Annotated in this window: 21 protein-coding genes; 10 read left to right on the top strand and 11 right to left on the bottom strand. The window is 74.3% G+C overall.

The window, feature by feature from the left end:
• Positions 1–53 precede the first annotated feature (53 nt).
• Positions 54–1,241 (top strand): S8 family peptidase, encoded by a 1,188-nt coding sequence (locus IOD16_RS08400; RefSeq protein ID WP_123742779.1) that lies wholly within the window; start codon positions 54–56, stop codon positions 1,239–1,241.
• A gap of 67 nt (positions 1,242–1,308) precedes the next feature.
• On the opposite strand, the gene IOD16_RS08405 is transcribed toward IOD16_RS08400, so the two are convergent.
• The 5 genes from IOD16_RS08405 to IOD16_RS08425 all read right to left on the bottom strand — a co-directional run bounded on the left by IOD16_RS08405 (position 1,309) and on the right by IOD16_RS08425 (position 6,635).
• Positions 1,309–2,208, bottom strand: a complete 900-nt coding sequence (locus IOD16_RS08405; protein WP_201439575.1) for a decaprenyl-phosphate phosphoribosyltransferase — start codon at positions 2,206–2,208, stop codon at positions 1,309–1,311.
• Positions 2,205–2,711 carry a phosphatase PAP2 family protein gene (locus IOD16_RS08410; protein WP_236594826.1) on the bottom strand — a complete coding sequence of 169 codons (507 nt, stop codon included), beginning with the start codon at positions 2,709–2,711 and terminating at the stop codon, positions 2,205–2,207. Before IOD16_RS08410 ends, IOD16_RS08405 begins: the two co-directional genes overlap by 4 nt.
• 131 nt (positions 2,712–2,842) lie before the next feature.
• Entirely contained in the window at positions 2,843–4,543 is a 1,701-nt protein-coding gene (locus IOD16_RS08415) for a hypothetical protein (protein ID WP_201439577.1), read from the bottom strand.
• The gene (locus tag IOD16_RS08420) at positions 4,540–5,295 is read right to left on the bottom strand and encodes a decaprenylphospho-beta-D-erythro-pentofuranosid-2-ulose 2-reductase (protein WP_201439578.1); all 756 of its coding nucleotides are present in this window, start codon (positions 5,293–5,295) and stop codon (positions 4,540–4,542) included. The genes IOD16_RS08415 and IOD16_RS08420 overlap by 4 nt, the downstream gene beginning before the upstream one ends.
• A complete protein-coding gene (locus IOD16_RS08425; RefSeq protein WP_201439579.1) occupies positions 5,292–6,635 on the bottom strand; it encodes an FAD-binding oxidoreductase in 1,344 nt (447 codons plus the stop codon). Before IOD16_RS08425 ends, IOD16_RS08420 begins: the two co-directional genes overlap by 4 nt.
• 49 nt (positions 6,636–6,684) lie before the next feature.
• Here IOD16_RS08425 and IOD16_RS08430 point away from each other — a divergent pair, with 49 nt between their 5' ends.
• The 5 genes from IOD16_RS08430 to IOD16_RS08450 all read left to right on the top strand — a co-directional run bounded on the left by IOD16_RS08430 (position 6,685) and on the right by IOD16_RS08450 (position 12,186).
• Positions 6,685–7,116, top strand: a complete 432-nt coding sequence (locus tag IOD16_RS08430) for a GtrA family protein (protein ID WP_236594827.1) — start codon at positions 6,685–6,687, stop codon at positions 7,114–7,116.
• An 80-nt stretch (positions 7,117–7,196) separates the two neighbouring features.
• The gene (gene aspS, locus IOD16_RS08435) at positions 7,197–9,041 is read left to right on the top strand and encodes an aspartate--tRNA ligase (RefSeq protein ID WP_201439580.1); all 1,845 of its coding nucleotides are present in this window, start codon (positions 7,197–7,199) and stop codon (positions 9,039–9,041) included.
• A gap of 4 nt (positions 9,042–9,045) precedes the next feature.
• Entirely contained in the window at positions 9,046–9,987 is a 942-nt protein-coding gene (locus IOD16_RS08440) for a DUF389 domain-containing protein (RefSeq protein ID WP_201439581.1), read from the top strand.
• A gap of 111 nt (positions 9,988–10,098) precedes the next feature.
• The gene (locus IOD16_RS08445) at positions 10,099–11,298 is read left to right on the top strand and encodes a hypothetical protein (protein WP_201439582.1); all 1,200 of its coding nucleotides are present in this window, start codon (positions 10,099–10,101) and stop codon (positions 11,296–11,298) included.
• Between the two features lie 51 nt (positions 11,299–11,349).
• The gene (locus IOD16_RS08450; protein WP_201439583.1) at positions 11,350–12,186 is read left to right on the top strand and encodes an SGNH/GDSL hydrolase family protein; all 837 of its coding nucleotides are present in this window, start codon (positions 11,350–11,352) and stop codon (positions 12,184–12,186) included.
• Here the strand turns inward: IOD16_RS08450 and IOD16_RS08455 are convergent.
• The 5 genes from IOD16_RS08455 to IOD16_RS08475 form a co-directional block, all read right to left on the bottom strand.
• Positions 12,171–13,970, bottom strand: coding sequence for an ArnT family glycosyltransferase (locus IOD16_RS08455; RefSeq protein ID WP_201439584.1), 1,800 nt, complete (start codon positions 13,968–13,970; stop codon positions 12,171–12,173). The genes IOD16_RS08450 and IOD16_RS08455 overlap by 16 nt on opposite strands.
• A gap of 29 nt (positions 13,971–13,999) precedes the next feature.
• Positions 14,000–15,250 (bottom strand): bifunctional glycosyltransferase family 2/GtrA family protein, encoded by a 1,251-nt coding sequence (locus IOD16_RS08460; protein WP_201439585.1) that lies wholly within the window; start codon positions 15,248–15,250, stop codon positions 14,000–14,002.
• Positions 15,247–17,040, bottom strand: coding sequence for an ArnT family glycosyltransferase (locus IOD16_RS08465; protein ID WP_201439586.1), 1,794 nt, complete (start codon positions 17,038–17,040; stop codon positions 15,247–15,249). The genes IOD16_RS08460 and IOD16_RS08465 overlap by 4 nt, the downstream gene beginning before the upstream one ends.
• A 66-nt stretch (positions 17,041–17,106) precedes the next feature.
• Positions 17,107–18,504 carry a sensor histidine kinase gene (locus tag IOD16_RS08470; protein ID WP_442978097.1) on the bottom strand — a complete coding sequence of 466 codons (1,398 nt, stop codon included), beginning with the start codon at positions 18,502–18,504 and terminating at the stop codon, positions 17,107–17,109.
• 43 nt (positions 18,505–18,547) lie between these two features.
• Positions 18,548–19,288: a response regulator transcription factor gene (locus tag IOD16_RS08475; RefSeq protein WP_201439588.1), complete on the bottom strand. Its 741-nt coding sequence runs from the start codon at positions 19,286–19,288 to the stop codon at positions 18,548–18,550.
• A 182-nt stretch (positions 19,289–19,470) separates the two neighbouring features.
• Between IOD16_RS08475 and IOD16_RS08480 the strand changes: the two genes are divergently transcribed.
• From IOD16_RS08480 to mug, 4 genes are read left to right on the top strand one after another with little or no spacing between them, the layout of a single operon-like run.
• Positions 19,471–20,052 carry a hypothetical protein gene (locus IOD16_RS08480; protein ID WP_201439589.1) on the top strand — a complete coding sequence of 194 codons (582 nt, stop codon included), beginning with the start codon at positions 19,471–19,473 and terminating at the stop codon, positions 20,050–20,052.
• Between the two features lie 10 nt (positions 20,053–20,062).
• A complete protein-coding gene (locus tag IOD16_RS08485) occupies positions 20,063–20,719 on the top strand; it encodes a copper resistance CopC family protein (RefSeq protein WP_201439590.1) in 657 nt (218 codons plus the stop codon).
• A gap of 27 nt (positions 20,720–20,746) precedes the next feature.
• Entirely contained in the window at positions 20,747–22,549 is a 1,803-nt protein-coding gene (locus IOD16_RS08490; protein WP_201439591.1) for a bifunctional metallophosphatase/5'-nucleotidase, read from the top strand.
• On the top strand, positions 22,546–23,079 hold the full coding sequence (gene mug, locus IOD16_RS08495; protein WP_201439592.1) for a G/U mismatch-specific DNA glycosylase: 534 nt from the start codon (positions 22,546–22,548) through the stop codon (positions 23,077–23,079). The genes IOD16_RS08490 and mug overlap by 4 nt, the downstream gene beginning before the upstream one ends.
• Here the strand turns inward: mug and IOD16_RS40000 are convergent.
• A complete protein-coding gene (locus IOD16_RS40000; RefSeq protein WP_236594829.1) occupies positions 23,056–23,754 on the bottom strand; it encodes a DUF742 domain-containing protein in 699 nt (232 codons plus the stop codon). The genes mug and IOD16_RS40000 overlap by 24 nt on opposite strands.
• Between the last annotated feature and the right edge of the window lie 51 nt (positions 23,755–23,805).

The raw sequence follows: 23,805 nt of genomic DNA on the forward strand, positions 1-23,805 counted from the left end.
CTGCACAGCTCCTCGGGGTGAGTTGGGGTCACCGTTCAAGAACGGAATCCCGCATGCGACAGTCACGACAGGTCCGGGTCCTGGCCGGGGTCGGGGTCACGGCGCTCGCCGTCACCGCGTCCTCCCTGTTGGCCGCCCCGGCGCAGGCCGCCGAGGGCGAGATCCGCGCCGCCGACGCGGCGAACAAGGTCCAGAACCACTTCGTCGTCAAGCTCAAGGACGGCGCCTCCGCGTCCCCGCAGAGCCTGGCGAACCAGTACGGCGGCCAGGTCGACACCGTGTACCGCACCGTGTTGAACGGCTTCGCCGTCTCGCTGCCGGAGAAGGCGGCCAAGCGGCTCGCGGCCAACCCGGCCGTCGAGTACGTCGAGCAGGACCAGGTCTTCACCACGCAGGCGACGCAGACCAACCCGCCGTCGTGGGGCCTGGACCGCATCGACCAGCGCAACCTGCCGCTGAACTCGTCCTACAGCTACACCTCGACCGGCACCGGCGTGAACGTCTACGTCATCGACACCGGCGTCCGCATCTCCCACAGCACGTTCGGCGGTCGGGCCCGCAACGGCTACGACGCGGTCGACAACGACAGCGTCGCCCAGGACGGCAACGGCCACGGCACGCACGTCGCCGGCACCATCGCGGGCAGCCAGTACGGCGTCGCCAAGGGCGCGACGATCTACGGCGTGCGCGTGCTGAACAACGCCGGCAGCGGCACCCTCGCCGACGTGATCGAGGGCATCGACTGGGTGACCAACAACCACGTCAAGCCGGCCGTCGCGAACATGAGCCTCGGCGGCGGCGTCTCCACCACGATCGACTCGGCCGTCAGCCGCTCGATCTCGGCGGGCGTCACCTACGCCATCGCGGCGGGCAACAGCAACGCCAACGCGTCCAGCTTCTCGCCGGCCCGCGTCGCCGCCGCCATCACGGTGGGCGCGACCACCAACACCGACGCCCGCGCCAGCTACTCGAACTACGGCTCGGTGCTGGACATCTTCGCGCCCGGCACGTCGATCACCTCGGCGTGGAACACCAGCGACTCGGCCACCAACACCATCAGCGGCACCTCGATGGCGACGCCGCACGTCGCCGGCGCGGCGGCCCGCTACCTGCAGAACAACCGGTCGGCCACCCCGGCCCAGGTGGCCAGCTACCTGACCGGTCAGGCCACCCCGAGCGTGGTGGGCAGCCCGGGCACCGGTTCCCCGAACCGCCTGCTCTACCTGGCGCCCACCGCCTGATCACCTCGTCACCGATCACCACGACCGGGGCCGTCCCTCCTGCGAGGGGCGGCCCCGGCCGCGTCCGTCACGCGTAGATCGACAGCGCGAGCGAGACCACCCAGCAGGCCCCGATCACCTGGAGCACGTGGTCGCGCAGGGCGATGCGCTCGGGCTCGCCCGCGCCGCCGTCGTCCACGTCGACCGCGTACCGCAGCACGGCCACCACGAACGGCACGATCGACAGCATCGCCCAGCCGGCGTCGTAGTCGGCCCGCTCCCGCATCTCGAACGCCCACAGCGCGTAGGCCAGGATCATGATCGCGGCGGCGGTGGCCCACACGAACCGCAGGTAGCTGGCCGAGTAGCGGCGCAGCGACGCGCGGATCTCCGCGCCCGTCCGCTCGAACAGCACGATCTCGGCGTACCTCTTGCCCGCCACCATGAACAGCGAGCCGAACGCCGTCACCAGCAGGAACCACTGCGACAGCGGGATGCCGGCCGCGATGCCGCCCGCGATGGCGCGCAGCAGGAACCCCGACGCGACGATGCACAGGTCGATCACCGGCTGGTGCTTCCACCCGAGGCAGTAGCCCAGTTGCGCGGCGCAGTAGACGCCGATCACCACGACCAGCGGCGGGCCGGAGCACAGGGCGACACCGACGGCCGCGGCGAACAGCGCCGCCGCCGTGACGCACGCCGTGCGCGCCGAGACCGCGCCGGCCGCGATCGGGCGGTGCCGCTTGGTCGGGTGGGCGCGGTCGGCGTCCACGTCGATCGCGTCGTTGACGAGGTACACCGCGGAAGCCGCGAGGCAGAACGCGACCAGGGCCAGCCCGGTGTCCAGCAGCACGGCCGGCTCACCGAGCCGGTTCGCCGCGAACGGCGCGGCCAGCACGAGGAAGTTCTTCACCCACTGGTGCGGCCGGGCCGCGTGGAGCAGCCCGACGGCCGCGCCGGCGGGTCGGGTGGCGGTGGCGCCGCTCATCCGGCCGCACCGCCGTCGAGCCGGCGGCGGACGAGCCCGCCGAGCACCGCGCCCAACGCCGCGCCCGCCACCACGTCGGTGGGGTAGTGCACGCCGAGCACCAGCCGGGACACCAGCATGGGCGGCACGAGCACCGGTTCCAGCCGCCGCCCGGTGAGCCCGGAGAACAGCACCGCGGCGGCGGCGGTCGACACGGCGTGCGCGGACGGGAAGCTCAGCCGGCTGGGCGTCCGGACCAGCACGGCGACCGACCCGTGGTCCGGCCGCCGCCGCCGGACCACCCGCTTGACCGCGACGGCGACCGCGTGCGACCCGGCGACCCCGGCGGTCGCCACCAACCAGTCCCGCCGCCGCCCCCGATCCACCGCCGCGCCCGCGAGCCCCAGCGCCAACCACCCGGCGCCGTGCTCGCCGAACCACGACAGCCCTCGCGCCGACGCCACCACCAGCCGGTGGCCGAGCGCGCTCTGCACCTGGCTCAGGACGGTGATCTCGGCAGACATGGCGGCTCTCCTGCGGTCGGTGGCGCGACGTGCGGGCGGACGTGGTGCGGGCGGGTGCCGGTGGTGCGGTGCGGCCGGTCGTGCCGGCTGTGGTGGCGGTGGCGGGTCGGCGGGACGGGTGGCCGGCCGGGTCATCGGCCGAGTCGTTGACCGGGGCGGAGGGTCGGGCCGCACCGGCTCCGCGGCGCGTCCAGCCCGGCACGGGTGGCGGCGGCCAGCTCGGTCCGGACGTAGTCGCGCAGCTCGGCCAGCCGCGCACCGTCCGCGACCGCGTCCCGGCGCACCCAGTCCTGCGCGGTCCGGCCCGCCGAGAGCACGTAGTAGTCCGCCGCCATCCTCGGGTCGTCCGCGATGCCGGTGGTCTGCGACCACCCCTCGTGCGAGTGGATGAACGTCGGCTTGACCCGGTCGAACACGTAGTCCCGCAGCCCGGCCACGTCGCGGGCGCCCCACAGGTCCGCCAGCCTCGGCTCGGCCAGGCCGGCGAGGTCGACCAGGGCGAGCCGGGACGTCAGCGCGGCGCCGCCGACGTCCGGCAGCAGCAGGCTGCCGCGCTCGACCCCGAGGACGTCCGCCAGACCGTTGAAGCCGCGCCCGTACATCTCGACCACCAGGCACATCGGCACGGTCGGCGCGGCGCGGAACTCGCGGGCGGCGGCGGTGAAGCGGGCCGCCGACGGCAGCAGCGCGACGGCGAGGAGCACCGACAGCACCGCGCGCCGCCGCGCGGTGCCACGTCCCAGCACCCGCGCCACGGCGAAGACCGCGACCAGCGCGCCCAGCACCCACACCGGCGTGGCGAACCGCAGCTCGCCCATCCAGTCGTGCGCCAGTACCGCGAACGCCACCGACGACAACCCCAGCGGCACCAGCAGCGCGACCAGCGCCGAACCCAGCCGGGAACCCCGCGCCAGCGCCATCCCCGCGCACGCCGCCACCACCAGCACGGCCAACGCCCCCGCGTACTGCACCAGCTCGCCCACCCGGGTGAACTGCGCGAGGTCGGGCGGGTCCTGGCTCTTCGCCGACGCGGGCAGCGCCAGCCACCGGCCGAACTCCACCCGCCGCCACAGCACGTAAGCGCCGAACGGCACCAGGAACGCCGCCGTGGACAACGCCACCGACCGCGCCGCCGCCGCGAGCCCCGCCCGGCGCGCCGTCAGCAGCACCAGCAACGGGTACGCCCCGGCGTAGACCAGCCCGTCCGGCCGGGTCAGCGCGGCCACCGCGACCAGCGCCCCGACCAGGACGGCGACCCGCCCGGACAGCAGCCGGTCGTCCAGCACCGCCCCCGACAGCACCACCGCCGGCCAGCACGTCACCAGCGCGTACAGCGGGTTCTCCAACCCGGAGAACACCCAGATGACGAACGAGGGCACCGCCGCCAGCACCGCGCCGAACGCCACCGTCACCAGCCCCGGCCGGCGGAACACCCGGCGCGCGGCGGTGTGGCACGCCAGCAGCACGCCCGCGCAGCACAGCACCGCGAGCGCCTTCGGGAACAGCACGTAGTCCGGCACGCCGAAGATCGAGCCGCGGTCGAACAGGCCCACCACCCGGCCCAGCGCCAGCAACGCCAACCAGGCCGGGTTCGAGTACGCCTCCGCCGGCTCGGCGCCCGGTTGCAGCACCGCGCCCGCGCCGTCGGTGATCGTGCGCGCGTACGCGAAGGTGATCGCCGCGTCGTCCACCAGCCAGTTGCCGTACAGCGCGCCGTGCGCCGCGATCAGCGCCGTGCCGCCGGCCACCGGGGCGACCCACCGCCCGCGGCGCGCCCGACCCGCCGGCGGGACGTCGGCGGCGCGCTGCTCCGGAACGGTCGTCGCGGTCATGCCGGCAACCTCCGGAACACGGCGCGGGGCAGGTGCCGCAGCGCCGACATCACCAGGCGCAGCGGCGCGGGCGCCCACACCAGCTCGCGCCGGTCGCGGACCGCGTGCACGACCACCTCGGCCACCTGCTCGGCGGTGCTCGACAACGGCGCCGGCCGCAGGCCCTCGGTCATCCGGGTGCGCACGAACCCCGGCCGCACCACCGTGACGGTGACGCCGTGCGGGCGCAGCGCCTCGCCCAGCCCCAGGTAGAACGCGTCCATCCCGGCCTTGGTCGACCCGTAGACGAAGTTCGACCGCCGCACCCGCTCGCCCGCCACCGAGGACAGCGCCACGATCACGCCGTGCCCCTGCTCGCGCAGCCGTTCGGCGAGCCCGACGCCGACCGACACCGCGCCGGTGTAGTTGACCTCGGCCAGCTCGACCGCCGCCGCCGGGTCCTGCCAGGCGCGCTCGGCGTCGCCCAGCACCCCGAACGCCACCAGCGCCACGTCGATCCCGCCGTCGGCGAAGGCCTTGTCCAGCGCGGCGGGGTGCCCGGCGACGTCACGCGCGTCGAAGTCCACCGCCGTCACCGGCACGCCCGCCGCCGCCAGCTCGGCCACCGCCGCGTCCCGGCGGGGCGAGGGCCGGGCGGCCAGGACCACGCGCGGCTTGCGGGCGGCGGTGTAGCGCCGGACCACCGCCAGCGCGATCTCGGACGTGCCGCCCAGCACCAGCAGGGCCTGCGGATTGCCCACCGCGTCGATCACAGCTCCAACCTCCTGGACATGTCGGACGCGAAAACGCCGTCCGGGTCGACCGAAGCGCGCACCGCGCGCCACTCCGCGAATCGGGGGTAGCCGCGCCGGACGGCCTCGGCCGTGGTCCGCGACTCCTTGGCCAGGTAGTGCCGCCCGCCCGCGCCGAGCACCAGCTCGTCCAGCTCGTCGCACAGCTCGCCGAGGCCCGGCCGGACCGGCAGGTCCACGCACAGCGTCCAGCCCGGCGCGGGGAACGACAGCGGCGCGCGGTTGCCCGGCCCGAACCGCTTGAGCACGTTCAACGCCGACACGTGTCCGGACGAGGCGATCCGCCGCACCGCCCGCCGGATCACGTCGACCGCGGCGAACGGCACCGCGAACTGGTACTGGACGAACCCGCGCGGGCCGTAGCCCCGGTTCCACTCGCCGACCACGTCGAGCGGGTGCAGGAACTCCGTGATGTTCTGCACCTGCCCGTGCCGGGTCGGCGACCTGCGGTACCAGAGCTCGCTGAACGCCCGGCCGGTCGCCCGGTTGAGCAGCCCGGACGGCAGCACGTCCGGCACGGTGAACAGCCGCGGCGCGTCGAACGCCAGCGGGTCGCGCCGCAGCTTGGCCGGCAGGTCGTCGAGCCGGGCGTGGTTCGCCCTGGTCAGCACGCCCCGGCCCAGCCGCGACCCGGTGGCGGTGGCGTCGAACCACGACACCGACTCGGCGTACCGGTCGTCGTCGGCGGACTGGCGGGCCAGCAGGTCGTCCAGGTCGCCCGCGCGCTCGGTGTCCACCACGAAGTAGGAGGTCTCCACCGGGACGACGCGCAGCGTCGCGCGCAGCACCACGCCGGTCAGGCCCATGCCGCCGACGGTCGCCCAGAACAACGCCGAGCCGTCGCCGTCGGGGGTGAGCGTGCGGACCGAGCCGTCCGCGGTGAGCAGGTCGAGCGACCGCACGTGGTCGCCGAAGCTGCCCACGACGTGGTGGCCCTTGCCGTGCACGTCGGCGGCGATCGCGCCGCCCACCGTGACCTGGCGCGTCCCGGGCAGCACCGGCGGCCACAGCCCGAGCGGCAGCAGCGCCCGCACCAGGGCGTCCAGCGAAACGCCCGCCTCGACGTCGACGAGGCCGTCGTCCACCTCGACCCGGCGAATGCGGTCGAACCGGGTCATGTCCAGCACGACGCCGCCCGCGTTCTGCGCCGGGTCGCCGTAGCTGCGGCCGAGGCCGCGGGCGATCACGCCGCGCTCGCGCGATTGTTCCAGCACGTTCGCGAGGGTCTCGACATCGCGCGGTGAAACGACCCGGGCGACCGTCGGCGAGGTCCGGCCCCAGCCGGAGAGCCTGGTTAGCATCGGCGCGGGGAAACGGACATCGCTATTCCATCCAAGAAAGGTGACAACGGTGGCGCGAAACGGCGGCGTGACCCGGCAGGCGGTCACGTTCGGGCTGGTGGGCGGGTGTTGCATGGTGATCGACTACGGCGTGTACAGCGCTCTGCTCGCAGTCGACACCCCGGTGCACGCCGCCAAGGCGGCCAGTTTCGCGCTCGGCACGACGGCGGCGTTCTTCCTCAATCGGCGGTTCACGTTCGGTGTTCCGGCGGCAGGCGCCCGACAGGTCGCGGCCTTCGCCCTGCTGTACCTCACCACGTTCGTCGCCAACGTATTGGTCAACGCGCTCGCCCTGCACCTTTTGCCACCCTTTCGAGTGGAGTACGCGGTGGCGTGGCTGATGGCCCAGGGCGTGGCGACGGCCGTCAACTTCGCGGTGCTGCGCGGGGTGGTGTTCCGCGTCGGGAAACCTGGTGGCGTCGACCGGCGGGTCGTTGGCTAGCCTTGAGGGCCAGCCGTCGGTCGAGTCGACCGCAGCAGCGGCCCACCCAGCAGAAGCAAACCCTGAGGAGAGCAGTTCCCGTGATGCGCACGCACGAGGCCGGGAAGCTCCGCGCCGAGCACGCCGGGCAGTCCGTCACCCTGACCGGGTGGGTGGCACGCAGGCGCGATCACGGCGGCGTGATCTTCATCGACCTCCGGGACGCCTCCGGCGTGGCCCAGGTCGTCTTCCGCGAGGGCGAGATGGCCGAGCGCGCGCACAAGCTGCGCTCGGAGTACGTGGTCAAGGTCGTCGGCGAGGTGACCCGCCGCCCCGAGGGCAGCGAGAACCCGGAGCTGCCCACCGGTGACATCGAGGTCTACGCCGCCGAGCTGGTGGTGCTCAACGAGGCCGCGCCGCTGCCGTTCCAGCTGGACGAGCACCTGGAGGTCGGCGAGGAGGCGCGCCTGCGGCACCGCTACCTCGACCTGCGCCGCAGCGGCCCGGCCAAGGCCATGCGGCTGCGCAGCGAGGCCAACCGGATCGCCCGCGAGGTGCTGCACGCCGAGGACTTCGTCGAGGTCGAGACCCCGACCCTGACCCGCTCCACCCCCGAGGGCGCGCGCGACTTCCTGGTGCCCGCCCGCCTGCGCCCCGGCTCCTGGTACGCGCTGCCGCAGTCGCCGCAGCTGTTCAAGCAGCTGCTGATGGTCGGCGGCCTGGAGCGGTACTACCAGATCGCGCGCTGCTACCGCGACGAGGACTTCCGCGCCGACCGGCAGCCGGAGTTCACCCAGCTCGACATCGAGATGAGCTTCGTCGAGCAGGACGACGTGATCGCGCTCGGCGAGAAGATCGTCTCCGCGCTGTGGAAGGACCTGGCCGACCACGAGATCGCCCGGCCGTTCCGCCGCATCTCCTACGCCGAGGCGATGGCCAAGTACGGCACGGACAAGCCGGACCTGCGCTTCGACCTCGAGCTGACCGAGCTGACCGAGTACTTCAAGGACACCCCGTTCCGGGTGTTCCAGGCCGCCTACGTCGGCGCGGTCGTCATGCCCGGCGGCGCGTCGCAGCCCCGCCGCACGCTCGACGCCTGGCAGGAGTGGGCCAAGCAGCGCGGCGCCCGCGGCCTGGCGTACGTGCTGGTCAACGAGGACGGCACGCTCGGCGGCCCGGTCGCCAAGAACCTCTCCGACGCGGAGCGCGACGGCCTGGCCAAGGCCGTCGGCGCGAACCCGGGCGACTGCGTGTTCTTCGGCGCGGGCGACCCGGACGGCGCGCGCGCCCTGCTCGGCGCGGCCCGCGTGGAGATCGCGAACCGGGTCGGCCTGATCGACGAGAACGCCTGGTCGTTCGTCTGGGTCGTGGACTTCCCGATGTTCGAGGCCGTCGACAAGATCGGCGACGACGTGGCGGTGGGCAGCGGCAAGTGGACCGCGCTGCACCACGCGTTCACCTCGCCGACGCCGGAGTGGGTCGACCGGTTCGAGTCCGACCCGGGCAACGCCCTGGCCTACGCCTACGACATCGTCTGCAACGGCAACGAGATCGGCGGCGGGTCGATCCGTATCCACCGCGCGGACGTGCAGCAGCGCGCGTTCCAGGTCATGGGCATCACGCCCGAGGAGGCGCAGGAGAAGTTCGGCTTCCTGCTCGACGCCTTCTCCTACGGCGCGCCGCCGCACGGCGGCATCGCGTTCGGCTGGGACCGGATCGCCATGCTGCTCGGCGGGTACGACTCGATCCGCGAGGTCATCGCGTTCCCGAAGAGCGGCGGCGGTTACGACCCGCTGACCGCCGCGCCCGCGCCGATCACCGCGCAGCAGCGCAAGGAGGCGGGCGTCGACTTCAAGCCCGCGCCGGCGGAGAAGCCCGCCCAGGAGAAGACCGCCCAGGAGAAGCCCGGCTCGGAGCAGGCAGCTCAGCCGAAGGTCGCGCAGTAGCGCCGTGCTGCACCTGCGGGTCATCTGCCCGGTCGAACGCACCGACGCGGTCCTGGACCTGCTGAAGCGGGACACCGGCGTCACGCACGTCGTGCTCCTGCGCGGCGCGGCCGTCGACCCGGCGGGCGACGTGGTGGAAGCCGACCTCGCCCGGGAGGCCACCGACGAGGTGGTGGCCTCCCTGTGCGAGCTGGGCGTCGACCGGGACGGCGGCGTCACGCTCGAGCAGGTCGACACCGCCCTGTCCGACGCGGCCGACCGCGCCGAGGCGGCGGCGCCCGGTGACGGCGCGGACGCCGTGGTGTGGGAGGAGCTGCTGGCCCGCACGGGCGAGGAGTCCCGCCTCAACGTGACGTTCCTGGCGTTCCTGACCATCGCGTGCCTGCTCACCGCGGTCGCCGTGGTCACCGACTCGCCGGTGACGCTGGTCGGCGCGATGGTGGTCGGCCCGGAGTTCGGGCCGCTGGCCGCGGTCGCCGTGGGCCTGGTGCTGCGGCGCTGGGACCTGGTGCGGCGGGCGGCCCTCGCGCTGGCGGTCGGGTTCCCGGCCGCGATGCTGGTCACCGCGGTCGGCGCGTGGCTCGGTTCGCGCACCGGCCTGTTCGACCGGGACCTCGTGCTGGCCGGGCACGAGCTCGACTTCGTCTTCGAGGTCGGGCCGTTCTCGTTGATCGTGGCGCTGCTCGCGGGCGCGGCCGGGATGCTGTCGATGACGTCGGCGAAGTCGGCCGCGCTCGTCGGGGTGTTCATTTCGGTCACCACGGTGCCCGCCGCCGGCTACGCGGCGGTGGCCGGTGTTCTCGGCCAGTGGGACATATGTCTCCAGTCGATTGCACAGCTCGCGGTGAACCTCGGCGGCGTCGTGGCGGCGGCGGCGCTGGTCCTGGCGCTGCGCAACCGCCGCGCGCAGGTCCGCGACCTGGGACGACCGCTCGCCGGCGGTTGACCGCGCGCGGATTTCCACAAAAGGTGGAGGCGCGGGACCGTGAGCACTACCGTCACGGTGCCCGGACGGGTTCTGTCAGGCCGGTCGCCACCCGGAGTAGGGTCGGAGGGGATGAGCGTGGAGATCACCGCCGGCCCGCAGGACATCGACGACGCTGCACCCTCCGAGCTTGACGACGCGGTGGCAGCGGCCGAGTCGGTGTTGAGCAAGAGGTTCGGCGCACCGGTTCGGCTGGCCGACCCCGAGGACCTCGGGGGTGCCGGCCGGTCCGTGGTCGCGCGCGTCCGGGTGGCCCACACCCCGTTCTCGCTGCCGCGCACGCTCGTGGTCAAGCGCTACCCGTCGCCGGTGGCCGACCGCGACCCGTTCGCGCACGAGGTGGTGAGCCACAAGCTGCTCACCGCGCTGCCGTCCGAGGAGCGCCTCACGCCCGAGCTGGTCGCGCAGGACAACGCCAAGCGGCTGGTCGTGCTCGAAGACCTGGGCAAGGCGCCGCGGCTGGCGGAGAAGCTGCTCGGCTCCGACGCGCGGGCCGCCGAGCGCGGGCTGCTGTCGTGGGCGCACGCCATGGGGCGGCTGCACGCGACGACCGCCGGCCGGGACGCGGACTTCGACGCGTTGATGCGCCGCCAGGGCTCCCAGTGCTGCGCCGACCCGATCGTGGTGGACGTGCACACGGCGTTGGCGGGCCTGCCCGAGCTGCTCTTCGACGAGCTGGAGGTCGACACGCCCGACTCCGTGCGCACGTTCGCGGAGCAGGCGGTGCGGGGGTTCGTCACGTCCCGCCGGCGTGCGTTCAGCCCGTCCACGTCGTGCCCGGACAACCACCTGGTGACCAGCAAGGGCGTCCGGTTCCTCGACTTCGAGGGCGGGTGCGTGCGCGACATCGTGTTCGACGCGGCGTGCCTGCGGGTGCCGTTCCCGTCGTGCTGGTGCGCCTACGGGCTGCCCGCCGGCATGTCGGAGGCGATGGTCGCGGCGTGGCGGGCCGAGGTGTCGTCGGTGTGGCCGGACCTGGACGACGACGCGGTGTTCCTGCCCCGGCTGCTGGAGGCGCAGCTGCTGTGGGTGTGGCTCGGCACGTGGCGCGGGCTGCCCGGCCTGGACTCGTCGCTGCCGTCGGGGCACCGGCCGCTGGACTCGCCGCCGCGCGTGGTCGTGCTGACCGCGCGGTGGGTGCGGCTGCGGCAGGACGCGCTGGCGGCGGGCGCGAAGCACATCGCCGCGCACGCCGACGACGTCATCGCGGCGCTGGTGTCGCGGTACGGCGCGCGGGCCGCGGAACTGCCGCTGTACCCGGCATTCCGCTAGCGTTGGGCCGGTGGTCCCCGGCCCGTCACGTGGCCGCGCGATCGTTGCGGTGTGGCCAAGACGGTGCGCAGCCTGGTGGTCCTGGGTGACTCGACGACGGTGGGCGTGGGCGATCCCGTCCCCGGCGGGTGGCGTGGCGTCGGCCCGCTGCTCGCGGCGGCGCTGCCGCGGGCGCGCTACCTGAACGCCTCCGTCACGGGTGCGCGGGTGGCGTCGGTGCGGCACGAGCAGCTGCCGAAGGTCCTGCCCGCGCGGCCCGACGCGGCCGTGCTGCTGGTCGGGATGAACGACGTGCTGCGGTCCGACTTCGACGGCCGGCGGCTGCACGAGGACCTGGACGCGATCGTGGGCGCGCTGGTCTCGGCGGGCGCCGTCGTCGTCACGGTGCGGTTCCACGACCACAGCCGGGTGTTCCGGCTGCCGGGCGCGTTGCGGCGGGCGTTGCGGGCGCGGATCGCCGAGCTCAACGGGATCGTCGACGCGGTGGTGCGGCGGCACGGGATCGAGTGCGTCGACCTGGACCTGGTGGAGGGCGCCTACTCGCCGCGGACGTGGGCGGTGGACCGGCTGCACCCGTCGGAGGCGGGGCACCGCCGGCTCGCGGCGGCGTTCGCGGCGCGGTTGGCGCGAGCCGGGTGCGAGGTGCCGGGCCGGGTGTCGCCGGTCTGCACGGGCGGACTCGAGGTGAGGCCGTGGCACCACGCGGGGTGGCTGGTGGTGAAAGGGCTCCCGTGGCTGTGGCGACGTGGCCGCGACCTGGTGCCGTACGCGGCCACGATCGTGTACCGCTCGTGGGCCGGTCACCCGGAGCCCGCCCCGTACGTCGCGACGGAGGCGGTGGCCGGGCCGGCCACCGCCCCGTCCGGGTGGCGTCAGCCGAGGTCGTAGACGGTCGACCCGCCGACCGTGGTGGCCTCGTAGTTCGCCGCGACCCACTCGCCGATCTCGTTGCCGCCGCCCATGCCGCCGCCGGCGACGAAGTAGCCGATCCGGCCGTCCGCCACGTACTGCCGGAACTCGTCCAGCGTCGGCGCGGGGTCGCCGCCGCTCCAGCCGCCGATGCCGATCACGGCCTTGCCCGAGGCCAGCGACAGGCCCGCCGCGCCCTGCGCGCTCATCGTCGCCGCCGCCCACGTGCCGGTGGTGGCCTTCAGCAGGTCGACCAGCTCGGCGGACGGCTCGCCCATCGGCCCGCCGCCCACGCCGCCGTCGCCGGAGTAGGACGGGGGACCGGACATCGGGATCGACCCGGCGTGCGGCGTGGCGGCGGTGGCCACGCCGAAGGCCGCGGTGGCGAGGACCGAGGTGGTCAGCGCGAGCACGGCGACCCGGCGCACGCCCATCACGACCGCCGTGGCCACCAGCACGGTCAGCGCCGCCACCACCCAGCGCAGCGCGGGCAGCCACTCGCCGAAGCGCTGGAGCAGCGCGAAGCCCCAGAACCCGGCGGCGGCGACCATCGTCGCCAACGCCACGCGCGCCGGCGGGTGCTCCCGGCCGCGCCACAGCTCCCGACCGGCGATGGCGACGAGCGCGGCGACGCCCGGCGCGACGGCGACGGTGTAGTACGGGTGCGTGATGCCGCTCATGAAGCTGAACACGATCCCGTTGCCCAGCACCCACAGGCCCCACAGCACCAGGGCCGCGCGCGTGCGGTCGGTGCGCGGCAGCCGGCGGGTGAACCACAGCCCCGCCACCAGCCCGACGAGGGCGGCCGGGAGCAGCCAGGAGATCTCCGCGCCCATGCTCGCGCCGAACAGCCGGCCGATGCCGGTCTCGCCGCCGAAGCCGAGGTTCGCGTTGCCGCCGCCCCCGACGACCGCGCCGCCACCGCCGCCCCGGCCGCCGAAGATCCGGCCGAGCCCGTTGTAGCCCATGGCCAGCTCCCACAGCGAGTCGTCGTCCGACCCGCCGATGTACGGGCGGGACTCGCGCGGCCACAGCTCGACCAGCGCGATGAACCACCCGGCGGACACGACCGCGGCGAGACCCGCGCCCAGCAGGTGCAGGAACCGCTTGAGCAGGGTGGTCGGCGCGGCGAGGAGGTAGGCGGCGGTGAACGCGGGCAGCACCAGCAGCGCCTGCCCCATCTTGGCCAGGAACGCGAACCCGATCGCGACGCCCGCCAGCGCGAGCCACCGGCCGGACCCCCGCTCCACCGCGCGCACGGTGCAGTACGCGGCGGCGACCATCAGCAGCACCAGCAACGCGTCCGGCAGGTTGAACCGGAACATCAGCACCGCCACCGGCGTCACCGCGAGCGCCGCGCCCGCGATCAGCCCGGCCACCGCGCCGGACGTGCGCTTCACCGCGGCGTGCAGCAGCCACACCGCCAGCACGCCCTCGATGGCCTGCGGCGCCAGCACGGTCCAGCTGGAGAACCCGAAGGCGCGGGCGAACAGCCCGCTCACCCACAGCGCGGCCGGCGGCTTGTCGACCGTGATCACGCCGCCGGCGTCCAGGCCGCCGAACAGCCACGCGGTCCAGCTCTGCGCGCCGGCCTGGGTCGCGGCGGCGTAGTAGCCGTTGCCCCAGCCGGACGCGGTGGTGTTCCACAGGTACAGCACCGCCGTGCCGGCCAGCAGCACGACCAGCGCGGGCGTGGTCCAGTTCCGGCCCGACGGCGGCGACTCCGCGGTGGGTGCGGGCGCCGTCAGGGTTGCGGTGGTCATGGAAGGGTTCCCTAGGGTCGGCGGTGTGGTCATGAAGCGGTTCGCGCGGCGCGGCGTGGCCGGAAGACCCAGTTGCGCAGCAGCAGGAAGCGCAGCACGGTGGCGAGGAGGTTGGCCCCGACGACCGCGAGCAGCTCGGCCGGGCCGCCGGGTTCGGCGAACAGGTGCAGCAGGGCGAGCGAGCCGCTGGTCAGCGCGAGGCCGAGGCCGAACACGAGCAGCCCTTCGAACTGGTGGCGGCCCGCGCCGCGCCGGCCACGCACGCCGAACGTGAACCGGCGGTTGGCCGCGGTGTTGGCGACGGCGGTGACCAGCAGCGCCACCAGGTTCGCGCCCTGCGCGCCGAGCCCGCCGCGCAGCGACACGAACAGCAGCAGGTAGGCCAGCGTGCTGATCACGCCGACCGCGGCGAACCGGACCAGCTGCTTGAGCAACCCGGCGGGCACACCCGGCGTCTCCGGTTCCAACGGCTCCCTCTCCAGTTGCGCGCGCAGGTCGCCGATGGGGATCCGCCCGCTCACCAAACCGCGGGCCACCCGGGCGACGCCCTTCAGGTCGGCCACGGCGGTCGACACGACGTCCACCCGGCTGTCCGGGTCGTCGACCCAGTCCACCGGCACCTCGTGGATGCGCGCGCCGGCCCGTTCGGCGAGCACCAGCAGTTCGGTGTCGAAGAACCACCCGGTGTCCTCGACGTGCGGCAGCAGGCGCCGGGCGACGTCGGCCCGGATCGCCTTGAACCCGCACTGCGCGTCGGTGAACCGGGTGGCGAGCGCGCCGCGCAGGATCAGGTTGTAGCAGCGGGAGATGAGCTCGCGCTTCGGCCCGCGCACCACCCGCGCGCCGCGCGCCAGCCGGCTGCCGATCGCCAGGTCGGAGTGCCCGGAGGTCAACGACGCCACCAGCGGCGCCAGGGCGGCCAGGTCGGTGGACAGGTCGACGTCCATGTACGCCAGCACGGCGGCGTCCGACGCGGTCCAGACCGCTTTCAACGCCCGGCCGCGACCCTTCTCCGCCAGGTGCACCGCGGCCACCCCGGGCAGTTCGAGGGCCAGCTCGTCGGCGACCGCACGCGTGCCGTCCGTGCTCGCGTTGTTCGCGATGGTGATGCGGAACGGGTAGGGGAACGTCCGCGTGAGGTCGGCGTGCAGCTCGCGCACGCACGGCCCGAGGTCTCGTTCTTCGTTGTGCACCGGCACCACCACGTCGAGCACGGTGGTCGTCGTGAGCGTGGTCATGGGCCCACCCTCGGGCGCTCGGCTGGGCGGCTCGTGTGTCATCGCTGTGCGCCGGCTGTGAGGTCGTGGACGTCGACGCCGTCCACGGTCGTCGCGGTGAACGTCTCCGCCACCCAGTCGGCGATCCGCTCGGCCGCGTCGCTGCCCGTCTCCGCGGGCATCATGGCGCCGCCGAGGAAGTAGTGGATCCGTCCACTCCGGACCAGCTCCTGGAACTCCTCGAGGGTGGGCGCGGGATCGGTGCCGTTGAACCCGCCGACGGCCATCACCGGCGCGCCGCTGCCGAGCTGGTAGCCCGCCGCGTTGTTGGAGCCGACGGCCGCCGCCGCCCACGTGCGGCCCTCGCTGTCGCGCAGCAACGCCACCAGCTCGTCACCCGGCGTCGGCGCGCTGAGCAGACCGCCCATCCCGCCACCGCCGCCCCGGACGTTGCCCGTCGCGCCGCCCGGCCCGACGAGGACCGGCCCGCCCGGCCGGTTCGCCAGGGCGGGACCGGCGCTGGGGATCGCGCCGGAGTGCGGGGTCGCGGCCGTGGCCACCGAGTAGGCGCCCGGTCCGAGCAGCGCGGCGACGACGGCGACCGGCACGACCGCGGCGGCGGGCGCGGCGGCGGCCAGGAACAGCCCCACCGCGCCGACCAGGCCGAGGACCAGCACGACCGCGGCCAGCGGGGCGGACCAGTCGAGCAGCAGCAGGCAGCACTGCAACGCGGTGACGGCCAGCGCCCCGGACAACGCCGCCGCCGCGACGGGTTCCCGCCGCCTGCGCCACAGCGCGACCGCGCCGATCCCGGTCACCGCGCCGATCGCCGGGGCCAGCGCGACCGTGTAGTAGGCGTGGATGATGCCGTTCATGAAGCTGAACACCGCGGCGGTGACCGCCAGCCAGCCACCCCACAGCGCGAGCCCGATCCGCTCGGTCGCGCGCCCGGCCCACCAGCCGGCCGCCAGCAGCACCAGCGAGGTCGGCAGCAGCCAGGCGATCTGACCGCCCATCTCGGCGCCGAGCAGCCTGGCCCACCCGCTCGACCCCCGGCCGCCGCCGCCGACGCTGCCGACCTCCTCGCCGGTCAACCGGCCGAGACCGTTGTAGCCCAACGCCAGCTCCAGCACGCTGTCGCCCTGCGAGCCGCCCACGTAGGGCCGTGACCCGGCGGGCGTCAGCTCCACCGCCAGCACCCACCAGCCGCCGGCGACGACCACCGCGCCCAGCGCCGCGGCCAGGTGCCGGACCTTGCGCCACCACGTGGCCGGCGCGAACGCCAGGTACACCGACCCGAACGCGGGCAGCACCAGGAACGCCTGGAGCATCTTCGCCAGGAACGCGAACCCGACCGCCGCGCCGGCCAGGGCCAGCCAGCGCGCCGACGCCTCCTCGGTGGCGCGGACCGTGCCGTAGGCCCCTGCCACGAGCAGCAGCACCATCAGCGCGTCGGGGTTGTTGAACCGGAACATCAACACCGCCACCGGTGTCAGCGCCAGCACCGCGCCCGCGATCAGGCCGGCCGCCTCACCGGCCGTGCGGCGCACCGCCGCGTGCAGCAGCCACACGGAGGCGACGCCCATCAACGCCTGCGGCACCAGGACGCTCCAGGCGTTGACGCCGAACAGCCGGGCCGACAACCCCATGACCCAGGTCGCGGCGGGCGCCTTGTCGACGGTGATCGCGCCGGCCGGGTCGGTCGCGCCGAAGAACCACGCGTGCCAGCTCTCGGCGCCGGCCTGGGCGGCCGCGGAGTAGTAGGCGTTGGCCCAACCGGAGTCGCCCAACCGCCACAGGTACAGCACCGCCGTCCCGGCCGACAACAGCAACAGGGGGAGTCGCGCTCGCATGGGGTCGAGCCTGTCGGCGGACCCTGGGCGGTCCTTGTGCGCCGCCTGTGAGCCCGCTGTGCGCGGTCAGCGCGGCAGGTGGACGGTGAACGTGGTCCGGCCCGGCCTGCTGGCCAACCGCACGGAACCGTGGTGCGAGGCCACGACCGCGGCCACGATCGACAGGCCCAGCCCGGTGCTCCCGGCGGCCCGCGACCGCGACGTGTCGCCCCGGCTGAACCGCTCGAACACCTCGTCCTGCGACCCGGCGGGGATGCCCGGCCCGTCGTCGCTCACCGCCACCCGCACCCCGGCTTCCACAGTGGACAGCGACGTGGTGACCGTCGTGCCCGGCGGCGTGTGCGTGCGCGCGTTGGACAGCAGGTTCGCCAGCACCTGGTGCAGCTTGTGCGCGTCACCGGGCACCTGGACGGCGTCCGGCGGCAGCTCCAGCCGCCACTCGTGGTCGGGCCCGGCGATCCGGGCGTCGCTGACCGTGTCGATGACCAGCCGCGACAGGTCCACCCGGTCACGGGCCAGCGGACGTCCCGCGTCCAGCCGCGCCAACAACAACAGGTCCTCGACCAGCGACGTCATCCGCACCGCCTCCGACTCCACCCGCCGCATCGCGTGCGCGACCTGGGGCGGCACCTCCTCGGACGAGCGGCGGGTCAGCTCGGCGTACCCGCGGATCGCGGTCAGGGGCGTGCGCAGCTCGTGGCTCGCGTCGGCGACGAACTGCCGGACCCGCGTCTCGCTGGCGTGCCGGGCGGCCAGCGCGCCGCCGACGTGGCCGATCATCCGGTTCAGCGCGAGGCCGACCTGGCCGACCTCGGTGTCCGGGTCGGCGTACTCGTCGGGCACCCGTTCGGCCAGCGCCACCTCGCCCTGGTGCAGCGGCAGCTCGGCGACCCGGCTCGCGGTCGCGGCCACCCGCTCCAGCGGGCGCAGCGTGCGGCGCACGATCAGCGCCCCGGCCAGGCTCACGGCGACCAGCCCGGCCAGCGCCACGCCGCCGACGGTCCACGCCATCCGCGACACCGTGCTGTCGACGTCGGCCATCGGCAGCCCGGTGATCACCACCACGCCGATCGGCGTGGTGGTCGCGACGATCCGGTGGTCGCCCAGCTCGTCACCCAGCCACACGGTGCGCGGCCTGCCGTCCGCGGGCACGGCCTCGGCCCGCTGCGCCACGTCGGTCGACAGCCTGGTGCGGTCACCGCTGTCCCGGGTGATCCGCTCGGCGTCGACGCCGCCGTCGGGGTGCTTGATCAGCACCAGCGTGCCCGGCCCGAACCCCGGCCCGTCCAGCGGGTTGGCGGCCCGGCCGGGCATCGGCGGCGGCGGGACGTCCCGCCGCACCTTGACCGACGCCTCGGCCAGCTGGTCGTCCAACCGGGCGATCATGGTGTCGCGCAGCGCGAGCCCGGTCGCCACGCCGATGATCGCGCACACGACCGCCAGCAGGACCACCTGGGCCGCCACCAGCTTGGTCCGCAGCGGCCAGCTCCTGGTCCGCGTCGCGTGCTCAGGGGGAGGGCTTGAGGACATAGCCCGCGCCCCGCATCGTGTGGATCATGGGCGGCCGGCCCGCGTCGATCTTCTTGCGCAGGTAGGAGATGTACAGCTCGACGATGTTGGCCTGCCCGCCGAAGTCGTAGCTCCACACCCGGTCCAGGATCTGAGCCTTCGACAGCACCCGCCTGGGGTTGCGCATCAGGTACCGCAGCAGCTCGAACTCGGTCGCGGTCAGGTCGATCGCGGCGCCGCCGCGACGCACCTCGCGCGTCTCCTCGTCCAGCACCAGGTCGCCCACCACGAGCTCGGTGCCCGCGCTCGCCTCCGTGACGCCGGTGCGGCGCAGCAGGCCGCGCAGCCGCAGCACGACCTCCTCCAGGCTGAACGGCTTGGTCACGTAGTCGTCGCCGCCCGCGGTGAGCCCGGCGATCCGGTCCTCCACCGCGTCCTTCGCGGTGAGGAACAGCACCGGCAGGCCGGGCAGGTCCGCGCGCAGGCGGCGCAGCACCTCCAGCCCGTCGAAGTCGGGCAGCATCACGTCCAGCACCACCACGTCGGGCCGGAAGTCGCGGGCGGTCCGCACGGCGGACGTGCCGTCCAGCGCGGTGCGGACCTCCCAGCGCTCCATCCGCAACGCCATGGACATCAGCTCGGCCAGGGTGGACTCGTCGTCCACGACGAGGACCCGCACCGGACTCCCGTCCGGGCGGCGGAGCTCGGGGAACGTCCTCGAAGCGGGCACTGGGCGCATGCTCCCGATCCTGGGCCCGGCGCTTGAGCCGGACCTGTGCCGATCCTGTGTACCACCTGTGGAACCACGAGACCGGCCGTGACGCACGCGCGGACGACGCCGCCGTCGGTCGTGGCGCACGCACAGGCGGCGCCCAACGGCCGCACAGCCGGCTCACAGGCTCGCCCGAGACCGTGGCCGCCATGACTACCGAAACCGAGCAGCAACCGACGTGGGGCGAGGAGCCGCCGCCGCGGGCCGCCGCTGCGGGAACCGGCTGGAGCGGCCGCAAGACCCTCGCCGCGGTCGCGATCGCCGTGGGCATCGCGGCCGTCGGCGGTGGTGTCATCTACGCCGCGAGCAACTCCGACGCCGCCCGGGGCATGGGCGGACCCGGCGGCTACGGCCGCGGGCCCGGCGGCGGCCTGGTGATGATGGGCGGCCCGTTCGGCGACACCCAGCACGGCGAGTTCCAGAACGGCGAGGTCACCGAGGTCGGCGACGCCTCCATCACGGTCAAGAGCGGCGACGGGTTCAGCGAGACCTACTCGGTCGACGGCGACACGCGGGTCAACGGCGGTCAGGGCGACCTGGACGACATCGAGCGGGGCGACGTCGTGACCGTCATCGCCACCGAGGCCGCCGACGGCGAGGCCACCGCGGACAGCATCATGAAAGGTGACGTGATGCGCGGCGGACCGAGGCAGGGCAACGGCCAGCCACCCGTGAAGCAGGACCGGCAGGGCGGCCCGACCGACCAGCAGGGGACCCCGCCGACCCGGTAGAACTACCGGTATGACCCGACTGGCGCTCTCGGCACTGCTGGCACTGTTGGTCCTGTTCGGGGTGTCCCCCCAGGCTCAGGCGCACACCGAGCTGGTGTCGAGCGACCCGGCGAGCGGCGCGTCGCTGCCGCAGCGGCCCACGCTGCTGAAGCTGACGTTCACCGAGCCGGTGCCCGCCGAGAGCGCCCAGATCACCGTGCTGGCCGCCGACGGCAGCGCGTGGCCGACGGGCGAGGTCACCGCCGACGGCGCGACGCTGACCGTGCCCCTGCCGGAGTCCGGGTCGCCCGCCGGGCAGCACACCGTGAGGTGGACCGTCGAGTCGCTGGACGGCGACTTCGTCGACGGCACGTTCGCCTTCACCGTGACCGCGCCGCCGGCGGCGCAGCAGCCACCGGCCGCGACCACACCCGCCGCGCCACCCGCCGTGACGTCGGGGGACGCCGCGCCGACCACCTCACCGGCCGCCGCCACCGGCTCGGTGGCCACGCTCGACGCGCCGGCCACCCCGACGTCGTCCCCGGTCGCCACCCCCGCCGGTGGTGACGAAGGCGGCGTGCCGCTGTGGGTGTGGATCGCGGTCGCGGCGGTGGTGGCGGTGATCGGCGTCGCGGTCGGCGTCGGCCTGAGCCGGCGCGCGAAGCGCGGCGCCGAACCGGCCGAGTAGTCAACGGTCAATGACTACGGTCGGCCCATGACCGGATCTCCTCTGCACCGCCGCGTCCTGCTCGCGGGCGGCGCCGCGGCCGTGCTCGCCGCCGCCGGGTTCCGCACGGCGGCCCACGCCGCGCCGGACGACCGGACCGGCGGGCGGCGCTTCACCCTCACCGTCCTGGGCACCACGGACCTGCACGGCAACGTCTTCAACTGGGACTACTTCGCCGACCGCGAGTACGACGACTCCGGGCACAACGACGTGGGCCTGGCCAAGCTGTCCACCCTGGTCAAGGCCGTCCGGGAGGAGCGCGGCGCGCACCGCACCCTGCTCGTGGACGCCGGGGACACCATCCAGGGCACCCCGCTGGCCTACTACTACGCCAAGGTCGAGCCCATCGGCCGCCGCCGGGTGCACCCGATGGCCGCCGCGATGAACGAGCTCGGCTACGACGCCGCCGCGCTGGGCAACCACGAGTTCAACTACGGCATCCCCCTGCTGCGGGCGTTCGAGAAGCAGCTCGACTTCCCGCTGCTCGCCGCGAACGCGATCGACGCGGCCACCGGCCGCCCCGCGTTCCGCCCGTACGTGGTCAAGACGGTGTGGCGCACCGGCGCGGCGCCGCTGCGGGTCGGCATCCTCGGCCTGACCAACCCCGGCATCGCGATCTGGGACAAGGCGCACGTGGACGGGAAGATGACCTTCCCCGGCGTGCTGGAGCAGGCCCGCGAGTGGGTGCCGAAGGTGCGCGCGGCGGGCGCGGACGTCGTGGTGGTCGCCGCGCACTCCGGCGCCGACCTGTCCTCGTCGTTGGGCGACCTGCTGCCCTTCCCGGAGAACTGCTCCGCGCTGGTCGCCGAGGAGGTGCCGGGCATCGACGCGATCCTGGTCGGCCACGCGCACACCGAGATCGCGCAGCGGCACGTCACCAACAAGGCCACCGGCAGGCAGGTGCTGCTCACCGAGCCGCTGTTCTGGGGCAAGCGGCTGAGCCTGATGGAGTTCGACCTGGCGTGGACGCCGGGGCGGGGCTGGCGCGCCGAGGCGTCCCGCTCGCAGGTGCTCGACAGCAACACCGTGCCCGAGGACCCGGTCATCGTGCGCCGGCTGCGCGCCGACCACGACAAGGTCGTCGCCTACGTCAACTCGAAGATCGGCACGTGCCGGTCGGCGATGTCCGCCGCGACCGCGCGGTACGAGGACACCGCCGCGCTCGACTTCGTCAACCTCGTGCAGGGCGCGGCGCTGAAGGCGACGCTGACCGAGGCGTTGCCGGTGCTGTCGCTGGCCTCGCCGTTCAACAAGGCGGCGGCGATCCCGGCGGGCGACGTGTCGGTGCGCGACGTGGCCGGTCTCTACGTCTTCGACAACACCCTGTTCGGCGTGCGGCTCACCGGCGCGCAGTTGAAGGACTACCTGGAGCGGTCCGCGGGGTACTTCAAGGCCGTGACGACACCGGGACCGCACCAGCCGGACGCGCTGACCAACGCGGGCGGCACGCCGGACTACCTCTACGACGTGGCGGCCGGCCTGGACGCGCCGCTGACCTACGACATCGACCTGGCGCGGCCGGTCGGGCAGCGGATCACCGGGCTGGCCTACGACGGCGTCGCGGTGACGCCGGAGCAGGCGTTCGCGGTGGCGGTGAACAACTACCGGCAGTCCGGCGGCGGCAACTTCCCGCACATCGCGACCGCGCCGGTGCTGCACAACCAGCAGCTGGAGATCCGGCAGCTGATCATCGACCGGGTCCGCGAGCGCGGCGAGATCGACCCGGCCGCGTTCCACCGGGTCGACTGGCGGCTGGTCGTCGACGGCGCGCCGGTGGTCGTCGGCGGATGAGCCACGAGCCGACGACGCCACCCGGCCTGCCGGACGTCCTGGGGCCGGGGTTGGACGTGCTGTTCTGCGGCATCAACCCCGGCCTGATGTCGGCCGCCAAGGGGCAGCACTTCGCCCGGCCGGGCAACCGGTTCTGGCCCGCGCTGCACCTGTCCGGGTTCACGCCGCGCCTGCTGACGCCCGCCGAGCAGGACGAGCTGCCGCGCTACGGGCTGGGCATCACGAACCTGGTCGCGCGGCCGACGGCGCGGGCCGACGAGCTGACGGCCGAGGAGCTGCGGGCGGGCGGCGCGCGGCTGACGTCGGTGGCGCGACGGCACCGGCCGAAGGTGGTGGCGGTCGTCGGCGTGACGGCGTACCGGGCGGCGTTCGGGCGCAAGGCGGCGGCGATCGGCCCGCAGGACGAGACGATCGCGTCGTCGCGGCTGTGGGTGCTGCCGAACCCCAGCGGGCTCAACGCGCACTACCAGCTGCCCGCCCTGGCCGAGGTCTTCGGCCGGTTGCGGCTAGAGGTTGCGCAGGCCGACTAGCACCCGTTCCAGCAGCGTGAAGTCCGCGCCGCCGGCCGCGACGGCGTTGTCGTGCACGGCGACCACGCCCATCGAGATGAGGTCGCCGAGCAGCACCCGCGCCACGCCCAGCGGCACGGCCAGCAGCGCCGACACCTCCGCCACCGACCGGGGGTTCGCGCACATCTCCACGATCGACCGCTGCTCGGCGGTGGTGTCGCGCATGGCGATCGCGATGCCGTCCTCCTCCAGCGAGACCAGCGTCTCCATCCTCAGGTCGTAGCCGGGCGCCGTGCGGCCGCCCGTCCACGCGTAGGGGCGGACCAGGGGACCGGAGAACTCCTCGACGGCCGGCTCCGGCTCGGGTCCGCGCTGCCGGACGACCGGCATGGGCGCCGGGTCGAAGGAGAGGTCGCGGTCGAACGGCGCGGTCTCGGCCGACGGGTCGTCGGGCGGTTCCTCCAGGCTGCGCCGGAGCGCCGCCGAGCCGAACCGGGCGCCCGTGGCGCCGACCTCGCCCCTCAGGGACCTCCGCCGCCGGGGCGGCTTGGGCTGTTCCGTAGGCTCTTCGTCGAGACTGCGCCGCAGCGAGGGGGAGCCGAACCGGGCGCCGGTCGTGCCGACGTCCCCGCGCAGGGACCGGCGGCGTCTGCGCTCGCCGCCGGTCGGCTCCGGGTCAGAGCTGCCTGTGCTCACATCCCGGGAACCGTAGACCGAACCACGTTCGGATGATGTCGGGCGTGTTTC

The organism is Saccharothrix sp. 6-C (genome assembly GCF_016695385.1).
GTDB lineage: Bacteria > Actinomycetota > Actinomycetes > Mycobacteriales > Pseudonocardiaceae > Actinosynnema > Actinosynnema texasense.

Excerpts from the sequence above, each read along its gene's own strand:
- IOD16_RS08400 (WP_123742779.1), top strand. The coding sequence starts at position 54 with ATGCGACAGTCACGACAGGTCCGGGTCCTGGCCGGGGTCGGGGTCACG.
- IOD16_RS08405 (WP_201439575.1), bottom strand. The coding sequence starts at position 2,208 with ATGAGCGGCGCCACCGCCACCCGACCCGCCGGCGCGGCCGTCGGGCTG.
- IOD16_RS08410 (WP_236594826.1), bottom strand. The coding sequence starts at position 2,711 with ATGTCTGCCGAGATCACCGTCCTGAGCCAGGTGCAGAGCGCGCTCGGC.
- IOD16_RS08415 (WP_201439577.1), bottom strand. The coding sequence starts at position 4,543 with ATGACCGCGACGACCGTTCCGGAGCAGCGCGCCGCCGACGTCCCGCCG.
- IOD16_RS08425 (WP_201439579.1), bottom strand. The coding sequence starts at position 6,635 with ATGCTAACCAGGCTCTCCGGCTGGGGCCGGACCTCGCCGACGGTCGCC.
- IOD16_RS08445 (WP_201439582.1), top strand. The coding sequence starts at position 10,099 with ATGAGCGTGGAGATCACCGCCGGCCCGCAGGACATCGACGACGCTGCA.
- IOD16_RS08455 (WP_201439584.1), bottom strand. The coding sequence starts at position 13,970 with ATGACCACCGCAACCCTGACGGCGCCCGCACCCACCGCGGAGTCGCCG.
- IOD16_RS08460 (WP_201439585.1), bottom strand. The coding sequence starts at position 15,250 with ATGACACACGAGCCGCCCAGCCGAGCGCCCGAGGGTGGGCCCATGACC.
- IOD16_RS08465 (WP_201439586.1), bottom strand. The coding sequence starts at position 17,040 with ATGCGAGCGCGACTCCCCCTGTTGCTGTTGTCGGCCGGGACGGCGGTG.
- IOD16_RS08475 (WP_201439588.1), bottom strand. The coding sequence starts at position 19,288 with ATGCGCCCAGTGCCCGCTTCGAGGACGTTCCCCGAGCTCCGCCGCCCG.
- IOD16_RS08480 (WP_201439589.1), top strand. The coding sequence starts at position 19,471 with ATGACTACCGAAACCGAGCAGCAACCGACGTGGGGCGAGGAGCCGCCG.
- IOD16_RS08485 (WP_201439590.1), top strand. The coding sequence starts at position 20,063 with ATGACCCGACTGGCGCTCTCGGCACTGCTGGCACTGTTGGTCCTGTTC.
- IOD16_RS08490 (WP_201439591.1), top strand. The coding sequence starts at position 20,747 with ATGACCGGATCTCCTCTGCACCGCCGCGTCCTGCTCGCGGGCGGCGCC.
- mug (WP_201439592.1), top strand. The coding sequence starts at position 22,546 with ATGAGCCACGAGCCGACGACGCCACCCGGCCTGCCGGACGTCCTGGGG.